Source organism: Nitrosomonas ureae (assembly GCF_001455205.1).
In the GTDB taxonomy this organism is placed as follows: Bacteria; Pseudomonadota; Gammaproteobacteria; order Burkholderiales; family Nitrosomonadaceae; genus Nitrosomonas; species Nitrosomonas ureae.
Window position 1 is genome coordinate 1,283,219 of sequence record NZ_CP013341.1, and the last position, 14,637, is coordinate 1,297,855.

General features: G+C 43.6%; 12 protein-coding genes and 1 pseudogene. 10 read left to right on the plus strand and 3 right to left on the minus strand.

Annotated features, from left to right (window positions below):
• Window positions 1-6: 6 nt before the first annotated feature.
• From glyA to ribD, 3 genes are all read left to right on the plus strand, one after another.
• Window positions 7-1,254: a serine hydroxymethyltransferase gene (gene glyA / locus ATY38_RS05930; RefSeq protein WP_062558499.1), complete on the plus strand. Its 1,248-nt coding sequence runs from the start codon at window positions 7-9 to the stop codon at window positions 1,252-1,254.
• Between the two features lie 65 nt (window positions 1,255-1,319).
• Window positions 1,320-1,766 (plus strand): transcriptional regulator NrdR, encoded by a 447-nt coding sequence (gene nrdR, locus ATY38_RS05935; RefSeq protein ID WP_062558500.1) that lies wholly within the window; start codon window positions 1,320-1,322, stop codon window positions 1,764-1,766.
• 112 nt (window positions 1,767-1,878) lie between these two features.
• The gene (gene ribD / locus ATY38_RS05940) at window positions 1,879-2,988 is read left to right on the plus strand and encodes a bifunctional diaminohydroxyphosphoribosylaminopyrimidine deaminase/5-amino-6-(5-phosphoribosylamino)uracil reductase RibD (RefSeq protein ID WP_062558501.1); all 1,110 of its coding nucleotides are present in this window, start codon (window positions 1,879-1,881) and stop codon (window positions 2,986-2,988) included.
• 2 nt (window positions 2,989-2,990) lie between these two features.
• Here the strand turns inward: ribD and ATY38_RS05945 are convergent, their stop codons facing one another.
• Together ATY38_RS05945 and ATY38_RS05950 are read right to left on the minus strand one after the other, a co-directional pair.
• Window positions 2,991-3,557, minus strand: coding sequence for a response regulator transcription factor (locus ATY38_RS05945; protein ID WP_062558502.1), 567 nt, complete (start codon window positions 3,555-3,557; stop codon window positions 2,991-2,993).
• Window positions 3,554-4,822: an ATP-binding protein gene (locus ATY38_RS05950; RefSeq protein WP_062558503.1), complete on the minus strand. Its 1,269-nt coding sequence runs from the start codon at window positions 4,820-4,822 to the stop codon at window positions 3,554-3,556. The genes ATY38_RS05945 and ATY38_RS05950 overlap by 4 nt, the downstream gene beginning before the upstream one ends.
• A 252-nt stretch (window positions 4,823-5,074) precedes the next feature.
• Here ATY38_RS05950 and ATY38_RS05955 point away from each other — a divergent pair, with 252 nt between their 5' ends.
• Both ATY38_RS05955 and ispH read left to right on the plus strand, forming a co-directional pair.
• A complete protein-coding gene (locus tag ATY38_RS05955) occupies window positions 5,075-6,193 on the plus strand; it encodes a 3-deoxy-7-phosphoheptulonate synthase (RefSeq protein ID WP_062558504.1) in 1,119 nt (372 codons plus the stop codon).
• Between the two features lie 101 nt (window positions 6,194-6,294).
• Window positions 6,295-7,240: pseudogene (gene ispH, locus ATY38_RS05960) on the plus strand (4-hydroxy-3-methylbut-2-enyl diphosphate reductase).
• A gap of 9 nt (window positions 7,241-7,249) precedes the next feature.
• On the opposite strand, the gene thiO reads toward ispH, so the two are convergent.
• On the minus strand, window positions 7,250-8,356 hold the full coding sequence (thiO, locus tag ATY38_RS05965; protein ID WP_062558505.1) for a glycine oxidase ThiO: 1,107 nt from the start codon (window positions 8,354-8,356) through the stop codon (window positions 7,250-7,252).
• A 243-nt stretch (window positions 8,357-8,599) separates the two neighbouring features.
• Between thiO and ATY38_RS05970 the strand changes: the two genes are divergently transcribed.
• From ATY38_RS05970 to ATY38_RS05990, 5 genes are read left to right on the plus strand one after another with little or no spacing between them, the layout of a single operon-like run.
• The gene (locus tag ATY38_RS05970) at window positions 8,600-9,127 is read left to right on the plus strand and encodes a GspH/FimT family pseudopilin (RefSeq protein WP_074701549.1); all 528 of its coding nucleotides are present in this window, start codon (window positions 8,600-8,602) and stop codon (window positions 9,125-9,127) included.
• Complete coding sequence (gene pilV, locus ATY38_RS05975; RefSeq protein WP_062558507.1) at window positions 9,118-9,633, plus strand: type IV pilus modification protein PilV; 516 nt, start codon at window positions 9,118-9,120, stop codon at window positions 9,631-9,633. The genes ATY38_RS05970 and pilV overlap by 10 nt, the downstream gene beginning before the upstream one ends.
• Window positions 9,633-10,430, plus strand: a complete 798-nt coding sequence (locus tag ATY38_RS05980) for a PilW family protein (protein WP_062558508.1) — start codon at window positions 9,633-9,635, stop codon at window positions 10,428-10,430. Before pilV ends, ATY38_RS05980 begins: the two co-directional genes overlap by 1 nt.
• Window positions 10,427-10,996 carry a pilus assembly PilX family protein gene (locus ATY38_RS05985; protein WP_062558509.1) on the plus strand — a complete coding sequence of 190 codons (570 nt, stop codon included), beginning with the start codon at window positions 10,427-10,429 and terminating at the stop codon, window positions 10,994-10,996. Before ATY38_RS05980 ends, ATY38_RS05985 begins: the two co-directional genes overlap by 4 nt.
• A gap of 33 nt (window positions 10,997-11,029) precedes the next feature.
• Window positions 11,030-14,548 carry a pilus assembly protein gene (locus ATY38_RS05990; RefSeq protein WP_062558510.1) on the plus strand — a complete coding sequence of 1,173 codons (3,519 nt, stop codon included), beginning with the start codon at window positions 11,030-11,032 and terminating at the stop codon, window positions 14,546-14,548.
• The last annotated feature ends 89 nt before the right edge of the window (window positions 14,549-14,637 follow it).

Below are 14,637 nucleotides of genomic sequence, written 5' to 3' on the forward strand. Positions count from 1 at the left end.
ACTAACATGTTTTCGCAGAAACACACTATAGAAAATATCGACCCGGATTTGTGGCGGGCAATTAAAGGCGAAGTACAACGCCAAGAAGAGTATATCGAATTAATTGCCTCGGAAAATTATGCCAGTCCCGCTGTGATGCAAGCCCAGGGTTCGGTTCTGACTAATAAGTATGCCGAAGGCTATCCAGGTAAACGCTATTATGGTGGTTGCATGTATGCGGATCAAGTGGAACAACTCGCGATTGATCGATTGAAAACGCTTTTTGGCGCTGAGTATGTAAATGTGCAACCGCATTCTGGCTCTCAAGCCAATGCAGCGGTTTATCTCTCAGTGTTAAAACCGGGCGATACCTTACTGGGTATGTCGCTGGCGCATGGAGGCCACTTGACGCACGGCTCTAGCGTTAGCATGAGTGGGAAGATTTTCAATTCGATTTCCTATGGACTGGTTCCGGAAACCGAATTGCTTAATTATGATGAAGTCGAGAGATTGGCCCATGAACATAAACCAAAAATGATTGTGGCTGGCGCTTCTGCTTATGCAAGAGTGATAGACTGGGGACGTTTCCGTAAAATAGCTGATGCTGTTGGGGCCTATTTATTAGTGGATATGGCACATTATGCCGGATTGGTGGCAGCGGGTTTTTATCCAAATCCAGTTGGAATCGCTGATTTTGTTACCAGCACCACACACAAAACATTGCGTGGCCCGCGTGGAGGCATCATTATGGCCAAACCTGAGCACGAAAAAGCATTGAATTCTGCAATTTTCCCGCAAACTCAAGGGGGTCCATTAATGCATGTTATTGCAGCCAAAGCTGTTTCATTTAAGGAGGCCGCAAGCAAGGAATTTAAGGATTATCAGGAACAGGTGATTGATAACGCTAGAGTTATGGTCAAAGTGTTAATTAATCGTGGATTGAGAATTGTGTCAGGCCAGACCGATTGTCATTTATTTCTGGTTGATTTGCGTGCGATGAACTTAACCGGTAAACAAGCAGAAGAATCGCTAGAAAGAGCGCATATCACGGTTAACAAAAATGCCATTCCCAATGATCCTCAAAAGCCATTTGTTACCAGTGGCATCCGTATTGGATCGCCTGCGATAACTACTCGAGGTTTCAGAGAACTGGAAGCGGAGCAATTGGCGAATCTGATTGCAGACGTTCTGGCTGCACCCGAAGATTCCGCAGTCATATCGCGTGTAGCTACCGAGGCAAAACAATTATGTGCAAAATTTCCAGTGTATGGATAATCCCAAAGTGAACTTAAGCAGCTATGAAAGTGCCGTGACTTGATGGCTACAGATCATGATTAAATATGAAGTGTCCTTTTTGTAATACCGATGACACCAATGTCATAGACTCGCGTGTAAGTGAAGATGGCCACAAAATTCGCCGTCGTCGCCGGTGCTTGGCTTGCGATAAGCGTTTTACAACCTATGAAACGATCGAATTGCGTTTACCCCAGGTAGTGAAGCATGATGGTACGCGTGCGGAATTTGATCGTAACAAATTGTTAACAGGCTTTAAACGAGCACTTCACAAACGCCCCGTTCCAACCAGTTATGTTGATGCGGCAATTGATCGTATTGTGCAAAAATTCCTGGCTAAGGGCGAACGTGAAGTTTCATCGCGCAGTATTGGTGAAAGCGTGATGGAAGAACTTTATAAGCTTGACAAGGTAGCGTATATTCGATTTGCCTCTGTTTATAAAAGCTTTCAGGACGTAGATGATTTTCGTGATGCGATTAAGGAAGTGCAATAGCCGGAGCCGCTACAACAGGAAAAGCATCATGAGTTCATCCGGGTTTCTAGCGAATGCGAATGCTTCTTAAGCTGGATTAACCTATCTTTTATCTTGTGAGAGACAATTTTAGATGTTCTCTTCCGTCGATTATGCTTTTATGTCATATGCACTGCGTCTGGCAGAAAAAGGACTCTACAGCACAACACCTAATCCTCGTGTAGGATGCGTACTCACTCTGCATGATCGAATTATTGGTAGTGGCTGGCACGAAAAAGCGGGGCAGCCGCATGCGGAAATTAATGCGTTAGCCTCAGCCTCAGAGGCGGCCCGTGGTGCAACAGCCTATATAACATTGGAGCCTTGCAGTCATTATGGACGCACGCCCCCCTGTGTTAACGCCCTGATTGATGCTGGAATTACCAAGGCCATAATAGCCATGGAAGATCCCAATCCAATGGTAAGCGGACGCGGCTGCGCGCTTCTGGAACAAGCAGGCGTCACTGTACAAACAGGTTTATTGCAAGCGCAAGCACAAGCGCTCAATACAGGTTTTATGACGCGCATGATGCATAAAAAACCATGGATCAGATTGAAAACCGCTGCTAGTCTGGATGGTAAAACAGCATTGAACAATGGCATCAGCCAATGGATAACTGGTGAGGCTGCACGACATGATGGGCATCGATGGCGCGCGCGCTCATGCGCGATCATAACAGGCATTGGCACAGTTAAATCCGACAACCCTCAACTGTCAGTCCGGCATGTTGAAACAGCGCGTCAACCTAAGAAAATCATTGTGGATAGTCATTTGACCATACCATTGGATGCGAAATTGCTTCAAGGTGGCGGTGAAGTATTAATTTTTGCTGCGCATGATGAAGATGTGGAGAAAAAAGAGATGCTGGATAGAATGGGTGTTCAAGTTATTGTTATACCTAATGGGAAAGGTGCGGTCGATCTGAGAAAAATGATGACCGTATTAGCTGATATGGAAATCAATGAAGTGCTGATAGAAGCTGGGTGTGAATTGAATGGTGCATTGATTGAAGCGGAATTGGTCGATGAGATGATTTTTTACCTTGCACCACATTTGCTCGGTGACGATGCGAGAGGAATGATTAAACTACCTGAATTAACATGTCTTGAGCAAAAAAAAGAATTGAAAATTCAGGATGTGCGTATGATCGGGCAAGATATTCGAATCATCGCAAAATTTCCATCAAGCCGACGCCAATCGTAGAGTTATTCCCGCAAGGGTCTTTTGGCAAGTTTGCGTTGTAGCGTGCGGCGATGCATATTTAATATTCTTGCTGTCACCGAGATATTATTGTCATTTTCGGCAAGAATACGTTGAATATATTCCCATTCTAAGCGACCTACTGACAAAGGATGCGCACTGATAGGTATATCCGATTCTCCGACTATACGTTCAAAAGCTGACAAAATTTGATCGGCATCGACAGGTTTTGCAAGATAATGGGTGGCACCAAGTTTAATTGCTTCAACGGCTGTGGCGATGCTGGCATACCCTGTTAACATGACAATCCGGGTACCCGGATCGAGCATTCTTAATTTTTCAACCAATACCAATCCAGATTCGCTGGATAATTTCAGATCAATAATGGCATACTCAGGTGTGGATTGCTCAGCCAGGCTTAAGGCATCTTCAGTAGTATGTGCGCATGTCACGAAAAAGCCGCGTTTTCTCATAGCTTTTGCGAGTACTTCACAGAAAATGGTGTCGTCATCGACGATCAATAGACTGGGGTCTTCGGTATTACTGCTGTCCGTTAATGAAGATTCGATCATGTTGCTGATCCTATCAATGGTAAAACGACTTGTGTACAGGCTCCGCCACTCTCAAGATTAAATAAACGAACGCTACCACCAAATCGTTCTATATTGGCATTAGCCAGAAATAAGCCGATGCCGAATCCCTGTCCTGGCGCTTTGCTGGAGAAAAAAGCCTCACCGGCACGCTGCAATGCTTCTGCTGACAGTCCTTTGCCATCATCAATAATTTCCAGGTGCAGTAATTGATTATCCCAATGGCTGCTGATTTCAATACATTCCGAAGAGGCATCGGCGGCGTTATTTAACAGGTTGAGGATAGATTGATTTAATAATTGATTATCCATAATTCGTGGTATGGGCTGTGTGCCTGTGCTTTGATAAGTGAATTTAACTGCGGGACGTATCAGTTTCCATTTGTCCAAGATCTGACGGAGAAATTCGTCAACTGCAAGCTCGCTGCCATGTTCGGCTCTTGTTTGCCCCGCTTTTGCCAGCAAATGAGTCAAAGTTTGCTTACAATGAGCAATCTGATCTCGTAAGATATGTATATTGCTCTGGAATTCAGCGTCATGTGTATATTCTTGCTGTAATTCACCGGTTACTACCGCCATCGTCGAGAGAGGCGTACCCAGTTCATGGGCAGCGCCTGCGGCCAATGTGCCCAGAGCGATAATTTGTTCATTGCGCAAAGCATGTTCGCGTGCCTTGGCGAGGTCGCGGTCTCGATCTCGAATGGAAGAGCTCATTCTAACGACGAACCAGGCAATTATGACTGTACTTAATACAAATGCTAGCCACATTCCGGATACATGCAATGCAAACTCTATAAGATGATTGCTATGCTCGTGCGGGAGTGGGATGTAAACGAATAATAACAATGTATAGCAGGCTATCGTAATAATAGCCATGATCCAAGTATAGCGCCATGGCAGCGTAGCGGCTGCGATGGTTAGGGGTAGCAAAAATAATGAAATAAATGGATTGGTTGATCCGCCACTGAAATATAGCAGGGTGCTCAGTGCCAGAACATCAATCAGCAATTGAAAAAAGAATTCCAAGTGAGAGACTGGCCATTTACGGTGTAGTCGTATCCATGTAAGCAGATTTATTACTGCAAGTAGCACCACAACGAAGATCATGGGCAACCAAGGAATTACAATATCAATGCTCCAATACACAATGGTAAATGTGAGGCACTGAGCAAATATAGCGATATTTCGGAGCAGAAATAGTCGATGTAAGTTTTTGCTAAGTGGTGATTGGCTGAGATCGCTGAACATGACGCATGTATAGGGTAAACTTTTGACCTGTTTGGGAGTAGAACATTAGCTGAAATTTTCCAAAATAGCTATGCGACAAATTGTCTCAGGGTGATCGGGATGATTCAGGCAGCAATATAATTGCTTATTGGCGATCCTGAGTTCTGTAATCTGAACATATATTGCGGTCATGGTAACTGATGGTTTTTTCGGTTAAAATCTTTGACTGTTTATCTTGTGCTTGAAATTAGCTTTATCTTTTGAAATTACTTTATGATTCTTATTCTTGTTCCCAATACCCGACCTGAAAGTCCCGAATATAAGCAGTTGATGGCGCATCTAGCTAATTTCTCAGGGATATCAACACGCATTCATACCGAAGTCGGTGCCGAGCAAACACTAACAGAGATATATTTAATCGGTAACACCAAAGTGTTGTCTATTGAAGATATGAATTGCTTGCCCTGTGTCGATCGCGTTGTACGTATATCAGAGGAATATCGCGTTCTAGGCCGACACAAGAATGACGACCGTTCAACTTATTTTGAATATAACGGTGTTCGTTTTGGGCAGGAAACGCTGAATGTGTTTGCCGGCTTGTGTGCCGTAGATACTATTGAGCACGTTGAAATGATGATGAAGGTATTGCGTGAGCATGATCAAGTTTGTACGCGTATGGGTGCTTATAAGCCACGTACCAGTCCATATTCGTTCCAGGGGCATGGTAAAACTTGCTTGCCTTATGTATTTGACTTGGCAGGAAAGTACGGTATAAAAGTGATCGCCATGGAGATTACGCATGAGTCTCATTTAGAAGAGATACGTAATGCACTTTATCAGACTGGCAACGCGACCGGTGTTATGCTGCAGATCGGAACCAGGAATACACAAAATTTCGAGCTATTGAAAATCGTGGGTCGTCAGCAGACTTTTCCGGTATTGATTAAGCGGGGTTTTGGTATCACTTTGGATGAATCTTTGAACGCTGCAGAGTATTTGGCTTCGGAAGGGAACCGGAAAGTGATTTTTGGTTTGCGCGGCATGAAGACAAATATGGGTGATCCACATCGTAATTTTGTCGATTTCTCGCATGTGCCGGTCGTCAAGCGCTTGACACGCATGCCGGTCTGTATAGATCCCTCACATTCAGTCGGTACTCGCGCAGGCTCACCGGATGGCATACTGGACATTATGCATGTAACTGCACAAGGTATCGTTGCAGGCGCCAATATGGTTTTGGTCGATTTTCATCCGGCACCCGCTAACGCATTGGTGGATGGCCCACAAGCATTACTGATGAAAGAATTGCCACAATTTTTGGAGGATGTTCAGATTGCCCGGGAGGCTTATGAAAAACGCATTCTTTTGGCTGAGCGTTATCGAGAAATATAAAATCCCGGTGTAATTTAAAAAACTGGTAAGTTTTGTTGTGAGCAAAGCTTTTCTATTACCAAATGAGTGCAAACACAATATCCATTGTTGGAGAACGAAAAATGATCAAAGTACTACTCTCAAATCCAAGAGGTTTCTGTGCCGGTGTAGACCGTGCGATCGAGATTGTAGAAAGAGCGCTTACTATGCATGGCGCACCGATTTATGTGCGTCATGAGGTAGTGCATAATCGATTTGTGGTAGAAAACCTGGAGAAGAAAGGCGCAGTTTTTGTAGAAAACTTGGATGAAGTGCCACAGGATAGTATTTTAATTTTTAGTGCGCATGGTGTTTCTCATGCGGTACGGCGGGAAGCAGCCGATCGTAAATTGAAAGTGTTTGATGCAACTTGTCCACTGGTTACCAAGGTTCATGTTGAAGTAGGTAAGATGCGTAAAGAGGGTAAAGAAATCATTATGATCGGTCATCAAGGTCATCCTGAGGTTGAGGGAACCATGGGTCAGATTGAAGGTGAAGACAAAGGGATGTATTTGGTAGAAACGGAGACGGATGTTGAGGCTTTAGCGGTAAAAGATGAAACCAATTTGGCTTACGTGACCCAAACCACGTTATCTGTCGATGATGCTGCACGCATTGTCGATGCCCTAAAAAAAACGCTTCCCGATGATTACCGGTCCTAAGAAAGACGATATTTGCTATGCCACGCAGAATCGTCAAGATGCTGTTAAAAAAATGGTTAACCAATGTGATTTAGTTATCGTGGTTGGTTCTCCCAATAGCTCGAATTCAAATCGTCTTTGTGAAGTGGCGAGAAATGCCAATGTGGAATCTTATATGGTAGATCGTGCCGAGCAGTTGCAGGAAGCATGGTTTATTGGAAAGAAAATTATTGGTATCACGGCTGGAGCCTCAGCCCCTGAAATTCTTGTGCAACAAGTGATATCCAGGCTCAAACAAATAGGCGCTGATCAAATTGGTGAAGATGTGCTGATAGAAGAGTTGAGTGGAGTAGTGGAATCGGTTGTATTTCCATTGCCTAAGGCTTGAATGGGTTGATCAGTTGATTTCCCATCCTGCTTGGTACGGTAAGGTATCGAAGGGTTGTTTAGCGCCTGTCATTTCATTGACCAGGATTTCAGCACTGGCAGGTGCCATTGTTACTCCATAGCGGTAGTGCCCGCTATTAATCAGTAAATTACGAATAGTCGGATGCCAACCGATCGTGGGGATATTTTTGGGTGAAGCAGGACGTAATCCCGACCAGTGTTGCTTAATGGGCATTTTTTTTAGTGATGGCAGAATGTTCCCCGCATGCCTTAGTAACTGATTAAATGCTGATATCGTTGTTTGTTTGTCAAATCCCACATCTTCCAATGTGCTGCCGATGAGTACATGGCCATCCCGGCGAGGTATGATGTATAAATCATTTTGTACCAAAATGTTGTGTATCGGCGGTGCATCAAATTTAAATAATAGCATCTGCCCTTTTATGGGCCTGATGTCGAGTTGCAGGGCATGAGCTCCTAATATCTCTATACTCCAGGCACCAGCGCTAACGATATAGTAATCAGCGACAAATTCACCACAAGATGAGGTAATGGAGTGGATTTGCTGATAATTCGTATTAAGACGATTAACCGTACAATTTTCTAATATTTTTCCACCTAATTGCATAACCCGGCTGATTAGTGCGCGTAATAGTCTAGGGTTGCGAACTTGAGCAGTATTTGGCAAAAATAAAGAACGATCATGTGGTTGTGTTCTATTAAAGTCAAAGTTGTTTTCGATAGGAAAGATATTAGAAATGGTGGATTGTTCGATTTCAATGCATCGAATCGAGCACCATTGCTTGGCCATTTCTAAATCGTAGGGTGGCAATATACACATGCCGGATATTACATATTCCGGATCTATTCCGGAAGCCTTTTGCAAAGATGAAATCCAAGCTGGAAATTGCGTTGCACTATAACTTGTAAGTTGTGTGACATGGTCGGAATATTTCCATGGTAAAAGTGGAGATAAAATGCCACCACCTGCCCAAGATGATTCTTGTCCTGCCTGGCTGCGTTCGAGGATCGTAACATTCGCACCATGGGTCAAAAGCCTTTCCGCCGTTGTAAGTCCTATAATTCCCGCACCAATGATAATTACATCCTGTTTCATAATGGATTGATTATTTGCTCATAGTGAGGAATTGAGAAGCTTATTAAGGAAAATTTTATCTCTTCCAGGTTTTGTATATATATGATTGTTTAGATTTTGGATCAAAAATCTTGTGAGATCTGGGATTGTGCTCTAAAAGTTAAAGTTTGTCTAAATTATGGCCGCTAGAATCTAGCCGATTAATATTAACGAATGAACGAGGAAGTTATAACAGAGATGGCATGCAATCACGCATATCAAAGAATGCAACTGCTTAGGCTATTAGCCCAACAGGGTTTTACTTTGATTGAGCTGCTTGTTACATTGAGTGTGGCAAGTATTTTGTTAACCGTTGCTGTGCCAAGTTTTAGCACGTTTATCCAAAATAATTTACTGACAACACAAAGTAACAGTTTTTATTCCGCATTGGCTTTAGCTAAAAGTGAAGCTATTCGACGCAGCAGCCCGGTTACACTTTGCCCCAGCATAAATGGTACTAGCTGTACGGGGGGAGCGATCTGGTCCAGTGGTTGGTTAGTGTTTGCCGATCCCAATAATGCTGGTGTAGTTGATGCGGGCGAAGAAATTCTGCAGGTGGGAGCAGCTTTTTCGGGTGGAAACATATTTTCGGGAAATATGGGAAGGGTTACATTTACTGCCAATGGTTTTTCCATGGGATCTAACGGTACTATTATCCTGTGCGATAGTCGCGGGGGATCACATTCCAAAGCCATTATCCTGAATAATCAAGGACGCTTCCGTTCTGAAACAGGTACAGGATCATGCGGATAAATAGGGCATTTTCAATAAAAGGGCAAATTCAGAGCAATGGCTTTAGCTTAATTGAAGTGCTGATTACGGTGCTAATTGTGTCTTTTGGCTTATTAGGTATGGCGGCGTTGGTTGTGTCCGGCGCGCGTAGTAATAATGTTGCTTACTATCGTTCTGTAGCGAGTAAACAAACAGAGGATATCGCTGATCGTATGCGTGCCAACATCGCAGGTGTGACAGCCGGAGCATATGATGCACTTTCAGCAACCATCCCAGACAGCGTGGATTGTGTTGCAACTACCTGTAGTCCGGCACAAATTGCTACTTATGATCATGTATTCTGGAATACAGCCAATGCTAGATTGCTTCCGGGTGGCGCCGGTACTGTAAATGGAAACTTGGCCACGGGATATACAATTACTTTGATGTGGACAGAAAAAGAAATGGCGGATGATCCTAATCCTGGCCCTAATTGTCCGGGTGGGGGTGCAAATACTCAGTGTTTTGTAACAAGGTTTGCACCGTAATGACTACTTCAATCAATCAACAAGATAGATTCGAATCCAAGCGCATGAATGGAATATGGAATGCTCAACAGGGTTTTACTTTAGTTGAGTTGATGATTGGAATGATAGTGGGTTTGGTATTACTACTTGTTATCGGTACCGTTTTTGTTAGCAGCCAGGGAGTTTTTCGTGAACAGGAAGATAATGCCAGAGTGCAGGAAAATGGACGTTTCGCCTTGGAAGTTATTGGGCGAAGTATCAAACAGGCTGGGCATGTGGAAATGCCATTTACTGGGTTTAAAGTTGAATTCACAGGGACCGCCATTAATGGTACTAATGGCGGAGCAGGTGTGGCCGATACTTTGACTGTGCAATTTGAGGGAGCAATTGGGGACAGTGATTGCGATGGTAAAGGGGTAACTGTCGCGGGCACGATTATTCAGAATTATTTTAACATTGATGCGGCTAACGCGGAATTAAGGTGTAGAGGGGAGATTTCTGATACCCCATCAGTACCCGGTGCACCACCAGTTGGTAATGTATTGCTAAACAATGCGGAAGATTTGCAGATCCTCTATGGAATAGATTCCACAGGTGATCAATCCGTTGATCAATATACCGAGCTACCCGCCGATTGGGAGCAAGTTATTACGGTGCGTGTTTGTGTCTTGATTCGTTCTGAAAAAACAAATGTGGTTTCCGCAGGTAATTATCTGGATTGTAATGGTGCATCGGTTGCTATTCCAGCAGATAGGCGACTAAGGCGTGCTTTTACATCAACTATCAATTTACGTAATCGTATAAATGATACGCCATGAATAGGATTTCTGATTGTTATCAAAGGCAAAGTGGAGCTGTTTTTGTAACAGGCCTGATTTTTTTGCTAGCTTTGTCTCTTCTCGGAATAACGGCGGCGAAAATGGCAACAATAGAGGAGAGAATGTCGGCCAATATGCATGATCGCATGCTCGCGATGCAAGCCGCTGAAATGGCTCTGCGCTATGCTGAACATCATATTCGTGACAATGATCCTTCTACCAATTCGCCTAAATCAATTGAAGGTATGAGTGAGTTTGACACAAACTGCACTGACGGTTTTTGCTATTACGGCGCTGGTATCGATGCTCCGAATAGATCCTGGGAGTCTTACTGTAACCCAGTGTGTCCAATTAATTATGTTGAAGGTAACGTTTTTAGATTTAACGACATTCCTTACACAGCACCTGGTTTACCTGCTGGTGTGCCTGCACCAACATATTTGATTGAAGGAATACAGAAAACACCACCCGGTAATACTTTAAGGTACTACTATCGGATTACTGTACGGGCTCAAGGAGCCAAGCAGGGTACCGTTGTATGGATACAAGAAATTTTTAGACCATAGCAATAACAAAATACTGTCGGGGATGTAAAGACCATGAAGAAAAAAATTTTATACAGCTTCTTAACATTTAAGAATGTAATGGGTTTTTCATTCATGTTTCTAACTGGCAGTGTGTATGCTCTTCCACCGTTGTCGAATACTCCGCTTTTTCTGGGAGGAAACATTTCTCCGAATGTCATGTTCACGCTTGATGATTCCGGATCAATGCAATTCGAAATCATGCCGGAGAATTTGATAATTCAAAATGTGCGTTATATGTTTCCTCGCGCGTCAGGTGTTTATGGTGCAGATGATTACAACAATTATGTTGTCGATTTTGATTCAACTAATAAATACACTGCCTCACTGCGCTCCAGTTATGTTAACAAAAATTACTACGACCCCACAGTCAGATATTTACCCTGGAGTAACGCCGATGGATCGTTGATGAATAACGCCGTCCCGACATGCGCTTATCACAATCCATATAATACTGCTGCTGGATGCCGTAATCTGACTGCTAACAATACACAAACAGCAATTTGGCTGAAAGATAACGGAGCTCTTTCTGGCAGTCAGTCAAAAACTTTCTATCCTGCCGTTTACTACAAATACAACGGTGGCAGTATCAATAGTGCTGGTAGTTATACAAAAGTTGAAATCAAGTCCTCAACTTCTACTTATATGAGCGGTTCCAACCGCTCAGATTGTGTTGCAGCTCCCACTTGCACTTATAATGAAGAAATCCAGAATTTTGCTAATTGGTATACCTATTATCGTTCACGCATTCTATTATCTCGTGCGGGAGTCGGTCGAGCATTTGCAGCACAAGGGAATACTATGAGGGTTGGTTTTGCAGCTATCAATAAAGGTTCGACAACGGTCGATGGCGTGGCGGCAAAAGTAGTCAAAACAGGTGTACGGCAGTTCACGGGTACGGACAGAACAAATTTCTTTACCAATCTATATGACCATGATATTCCTGCAGCAGGCACACCGTTGCGAGAAGCAGTACTCGCTGTTGGTGAGTACTTTAAAAGAACAGACGATAAAGGTCCTTGGGGTCTGACTCCAGGTTCGACGGGCGGCACCCAACACGAATGTCGGCAGAATTATAATATTTTGATGACAGATGGTTACTGGACTGAGGGTGTTGTATCTGGTCTGGATAATTCGGATAATTTGTCAGGCTCTACAATTACCAACCACTCTTCCCCCGCGATTCCGGCAACATATACATATATTCCATCGCTACCTTATTCGGATGCTTATGGTGGTACATTAGCAGATGCAGCCATGGAATATTGGAAAAATGATCTACGCACAGATCTGCCGAACAAAGTGCCCACCAATCCACACGATCCAGCATTCTGGCAGCATCTGGTAACTTTTACCGTAGGATTGGGGGTGACCGGCACGTTGACTGAATTACCCTCCGGAGCGCAAACCTGGCCAAATCCAACAATAAGCGATGCAGTAAAAATAGATGATCTGTGGCATGCTGCTGTCAATAGCCGAGGAGAATTCTTTAGTGCGGCTGATCCCGCAACATTTGCAAATGCATTAACCAGTGCACTAAAGACCATTGTGGCTCGAACGGGATCGGCTTCTGCCGTTGCAGCCAATTCTAGCTCATTGAGGATGAATGGGCGCGTTTATCAAGCTAAGTTTAATAGTGGCGATTGGAGTGGACAGTTATTATCAACTCCGATCAGCTCTACTGGGATACTGGGCACTTCAGAATGGAATGCCGGAGAAATTTCACTTGCATCAGGAGTGATTAACCCTGCTTCGCGAGTCATTATCACAAAAGGTGTTAGTGATGGAATTTCATTTGAGTATGGTAATTTAACTTCTACACAAAAAGCTTGGCTTAACAAAAACGCTTCTGGTACGACCGATAGTTGTGGACCGGAGAGAGTGGCTTTTCTGAGGGGAGATTCGACACGAGAAAGTACAACCGGAACATTTACATGTTCCAGTTCCACTGCAATCAACAATTTTCGTCCTCGTCCTACCAGCAAACTTGGTGATATTGTGAACTCTGGTCCACTTTATGTAGGAAAACCTAGTGCAGGGTATTCAGATGTGGATCATCCTGGTTATAAATCCTTCTATACTGCCTATAAGGATCGAGTTCCGATGATATACATCGGTGCGAATGACGGGATGCTGCATGGATTTAATGCTTGTGTTGCTGGAGTAACGGTAGGATGTACAGCAGCGGACGCGGGAAAAGAATTATTGGTTTATATTCCGAGCTTGGCTTATGAGAATATGAGTAAGCTTACGGATAAAGATTATAACGCCAATCATCGCTATTTCGTCGATGGATCTCCCATGGTGGCAGATGTCTATTCTAGTTCTACATCGAGCTGGAAAAGTATCCTTGTTGGTGGTCTGAATGGAGGTGGTCAGGGCTATTATGCGTTAGATGTTACAAATCCAGCTGATGTAACGAAATCAGCACCGACCTTTACCGCAGCAAATGCAGCAAATATATTATTGTGGGAGTTTACCAGTGCTGATGATGCTGATATGGGTTATAGCCATAATTATCCGCAAATTAACTCGTTTACCGGCCAAGCAATGCAAATCGTCAAAATGGAGAATAACCAATGGGCTGTCATTGTCGGTAATGGTTATAACAGCACGGGAGGAAAAGCGGTACTTTATATTCTGTTTATTGCCGGAGGGGAGGATGGTACTTGGACAGCTGGAACGGATTATATTAAATTGATTGCCGATTCCGGTACTGGAAATGGCCTTTCGACCCCGATTCCCTTCGATTCAACTGGGAATGGTAAGGTCGATGTAATATACGCGGGTGATATCAAAGGGAATTTGTGGAAGTTCGATGTAAGTTCTGCTACGCCCGCAAATTGGAAGGTGGGCATCAATGGAGTGCCTTTATTTGTATCAGGAACATCCAAACCTATAATTTCTCCACCTTCTGTAAGCTTTCATCCGAAAGGCGGTCAGTTGGTTTTATTTGGTACAGGAAAATACTTAGAGACTGCAGATACAACCAGTATAAATCCTCAAACTATCTATGGGATATGGGATGATAGTGCCGTAGCAACAATAACGGCCGAAGCCCTGGTTCAACAGGTGATAACTGACGGAGCAATCAGAACTGCAACGCGAAATTTAGTACCCTATTCCACTACAACTAAGGGTTGGTATGTAAATCTTCCTGTCAGCGGTGAAAGGATTACAGGTGTACCAAGTTTGGAAGATGGAATTCTGGTATTTTCCACTATTATGCCTTCTACATCACCATGCGATTTTGGTGGCAGGGGAGTGGTTAATGCGCTCGATTTTTTGACGGGAGGAATGCTTTCATTCCCGGCATTTGATACCAATAGAAATCGAGTTCTTGCGCTCGATGACGGATTATCTTCAGGTGTGGAGATAGGGTTTTCTGTGGGAGGAGTTACACGGATTAGAGGCCATTCCGATTCTGATACGCTTGTGTACTCAACAGCTGACGGTTCACTCTCACAGACGACTACTGCAAAAGGTGCTGCTGGATTGCGTGGAAGGATCACGTGGCGCGAGTTATTGCACTAAAATAAACTTAGCAAATAAAAGATTTCTAATCATCAGTCATTATGATTCTTTCTAGGATTCATATTAAAAATAAGCCAATGATTGATATA

What these genes read in the sequence shown, in the direction of transcription:
- pilV (WP_062558507.1), top strand. Translation starts at nt 9,118, where the DNA reads ATGCGGATAAATAGGGCATTTTCAATAAAAGGGCAAATTCAGAGCAAT.
- ATY38_RS05990 (WP_062558510.1), top strand. Translation starts at nt 11,030, where the DNA reads ATGAAGAAAAAAATTTTATACAGCTTCTTAACATTTAAGAATGTAATG.
- ATY38_RS05970 (WP_074701549.1), top strand. Translation starts at nt 8,600, where the DNA reads ATGCAACTGCTTAGGCTATTAGCCCAACAGGGTTTTACTTTGATTGAG.
- ATY38_RS05950 (WP_062558503.1), bottom strand. Translation starts at nt 4,822, where the DNA reads ATGTTCAGCGATCTCAGCCAATCACCACTTAGCAAAAACTTACATCGA.
- ATY38_RS05945 (WP_062558502.1), bottom strand. Translation starts at nt 3,557, where the DNA reads ATGATCGAATCTTCATTAACGGACAGCAGTAATACCGAAGACCCCAGT.
- ATY38_RS05985 (WP_062558509.1), top strand. Translation starts at nt 10,427, where the DNA reads ATGAATAGGATTTCTGATTGTTATCAAAGGCAAAGTGGAGCTGTTTTT.
- nrdR (WP_062558500.1), top strand. Translation starts at nt 1,320, where the DNA reads ATGAAGTGTCCTTTTTGTAATACCGATGACACCAATGTCATAGACTCG.
- glyA (WP_062558499.1), top strand. Translation starts at nt 7, where the DNA reads ATGTTTTCGCAGAAACACACTATAGAAAATATCGACCCGGATTTGTGG.
- ATY38_RS05980 (WP_062558508.1), top strand. Translation starts at nt 9,633, where the DNA reads ATGACTACTTCAATCAATCAACAAGATAGATTCGAATCCAAGCGCATG.
- ATY38_RS05955 (WP_062558504.1), top strand. Translation starts at nt 5,075, where the DNA reads ATGATTCTTATTCTTGTTCCCAATACCCGACCTGAAAGTCCCGAATAT.
- thiO (WP_062558505.1), bottom strand. Translation starts at nt 8,356, where the DNA reads ATGAAACAGGATGTAATTATCATTGGTGCGGGAATTATAGGACTTACA.
- ribD (WP_062558501.1), top strand. Translation starts at nt 1,879, where the DNA reads ATGTTCTCTTCCGTCGATTATGCTTTTATGTCATATGCACTGCGTCTG.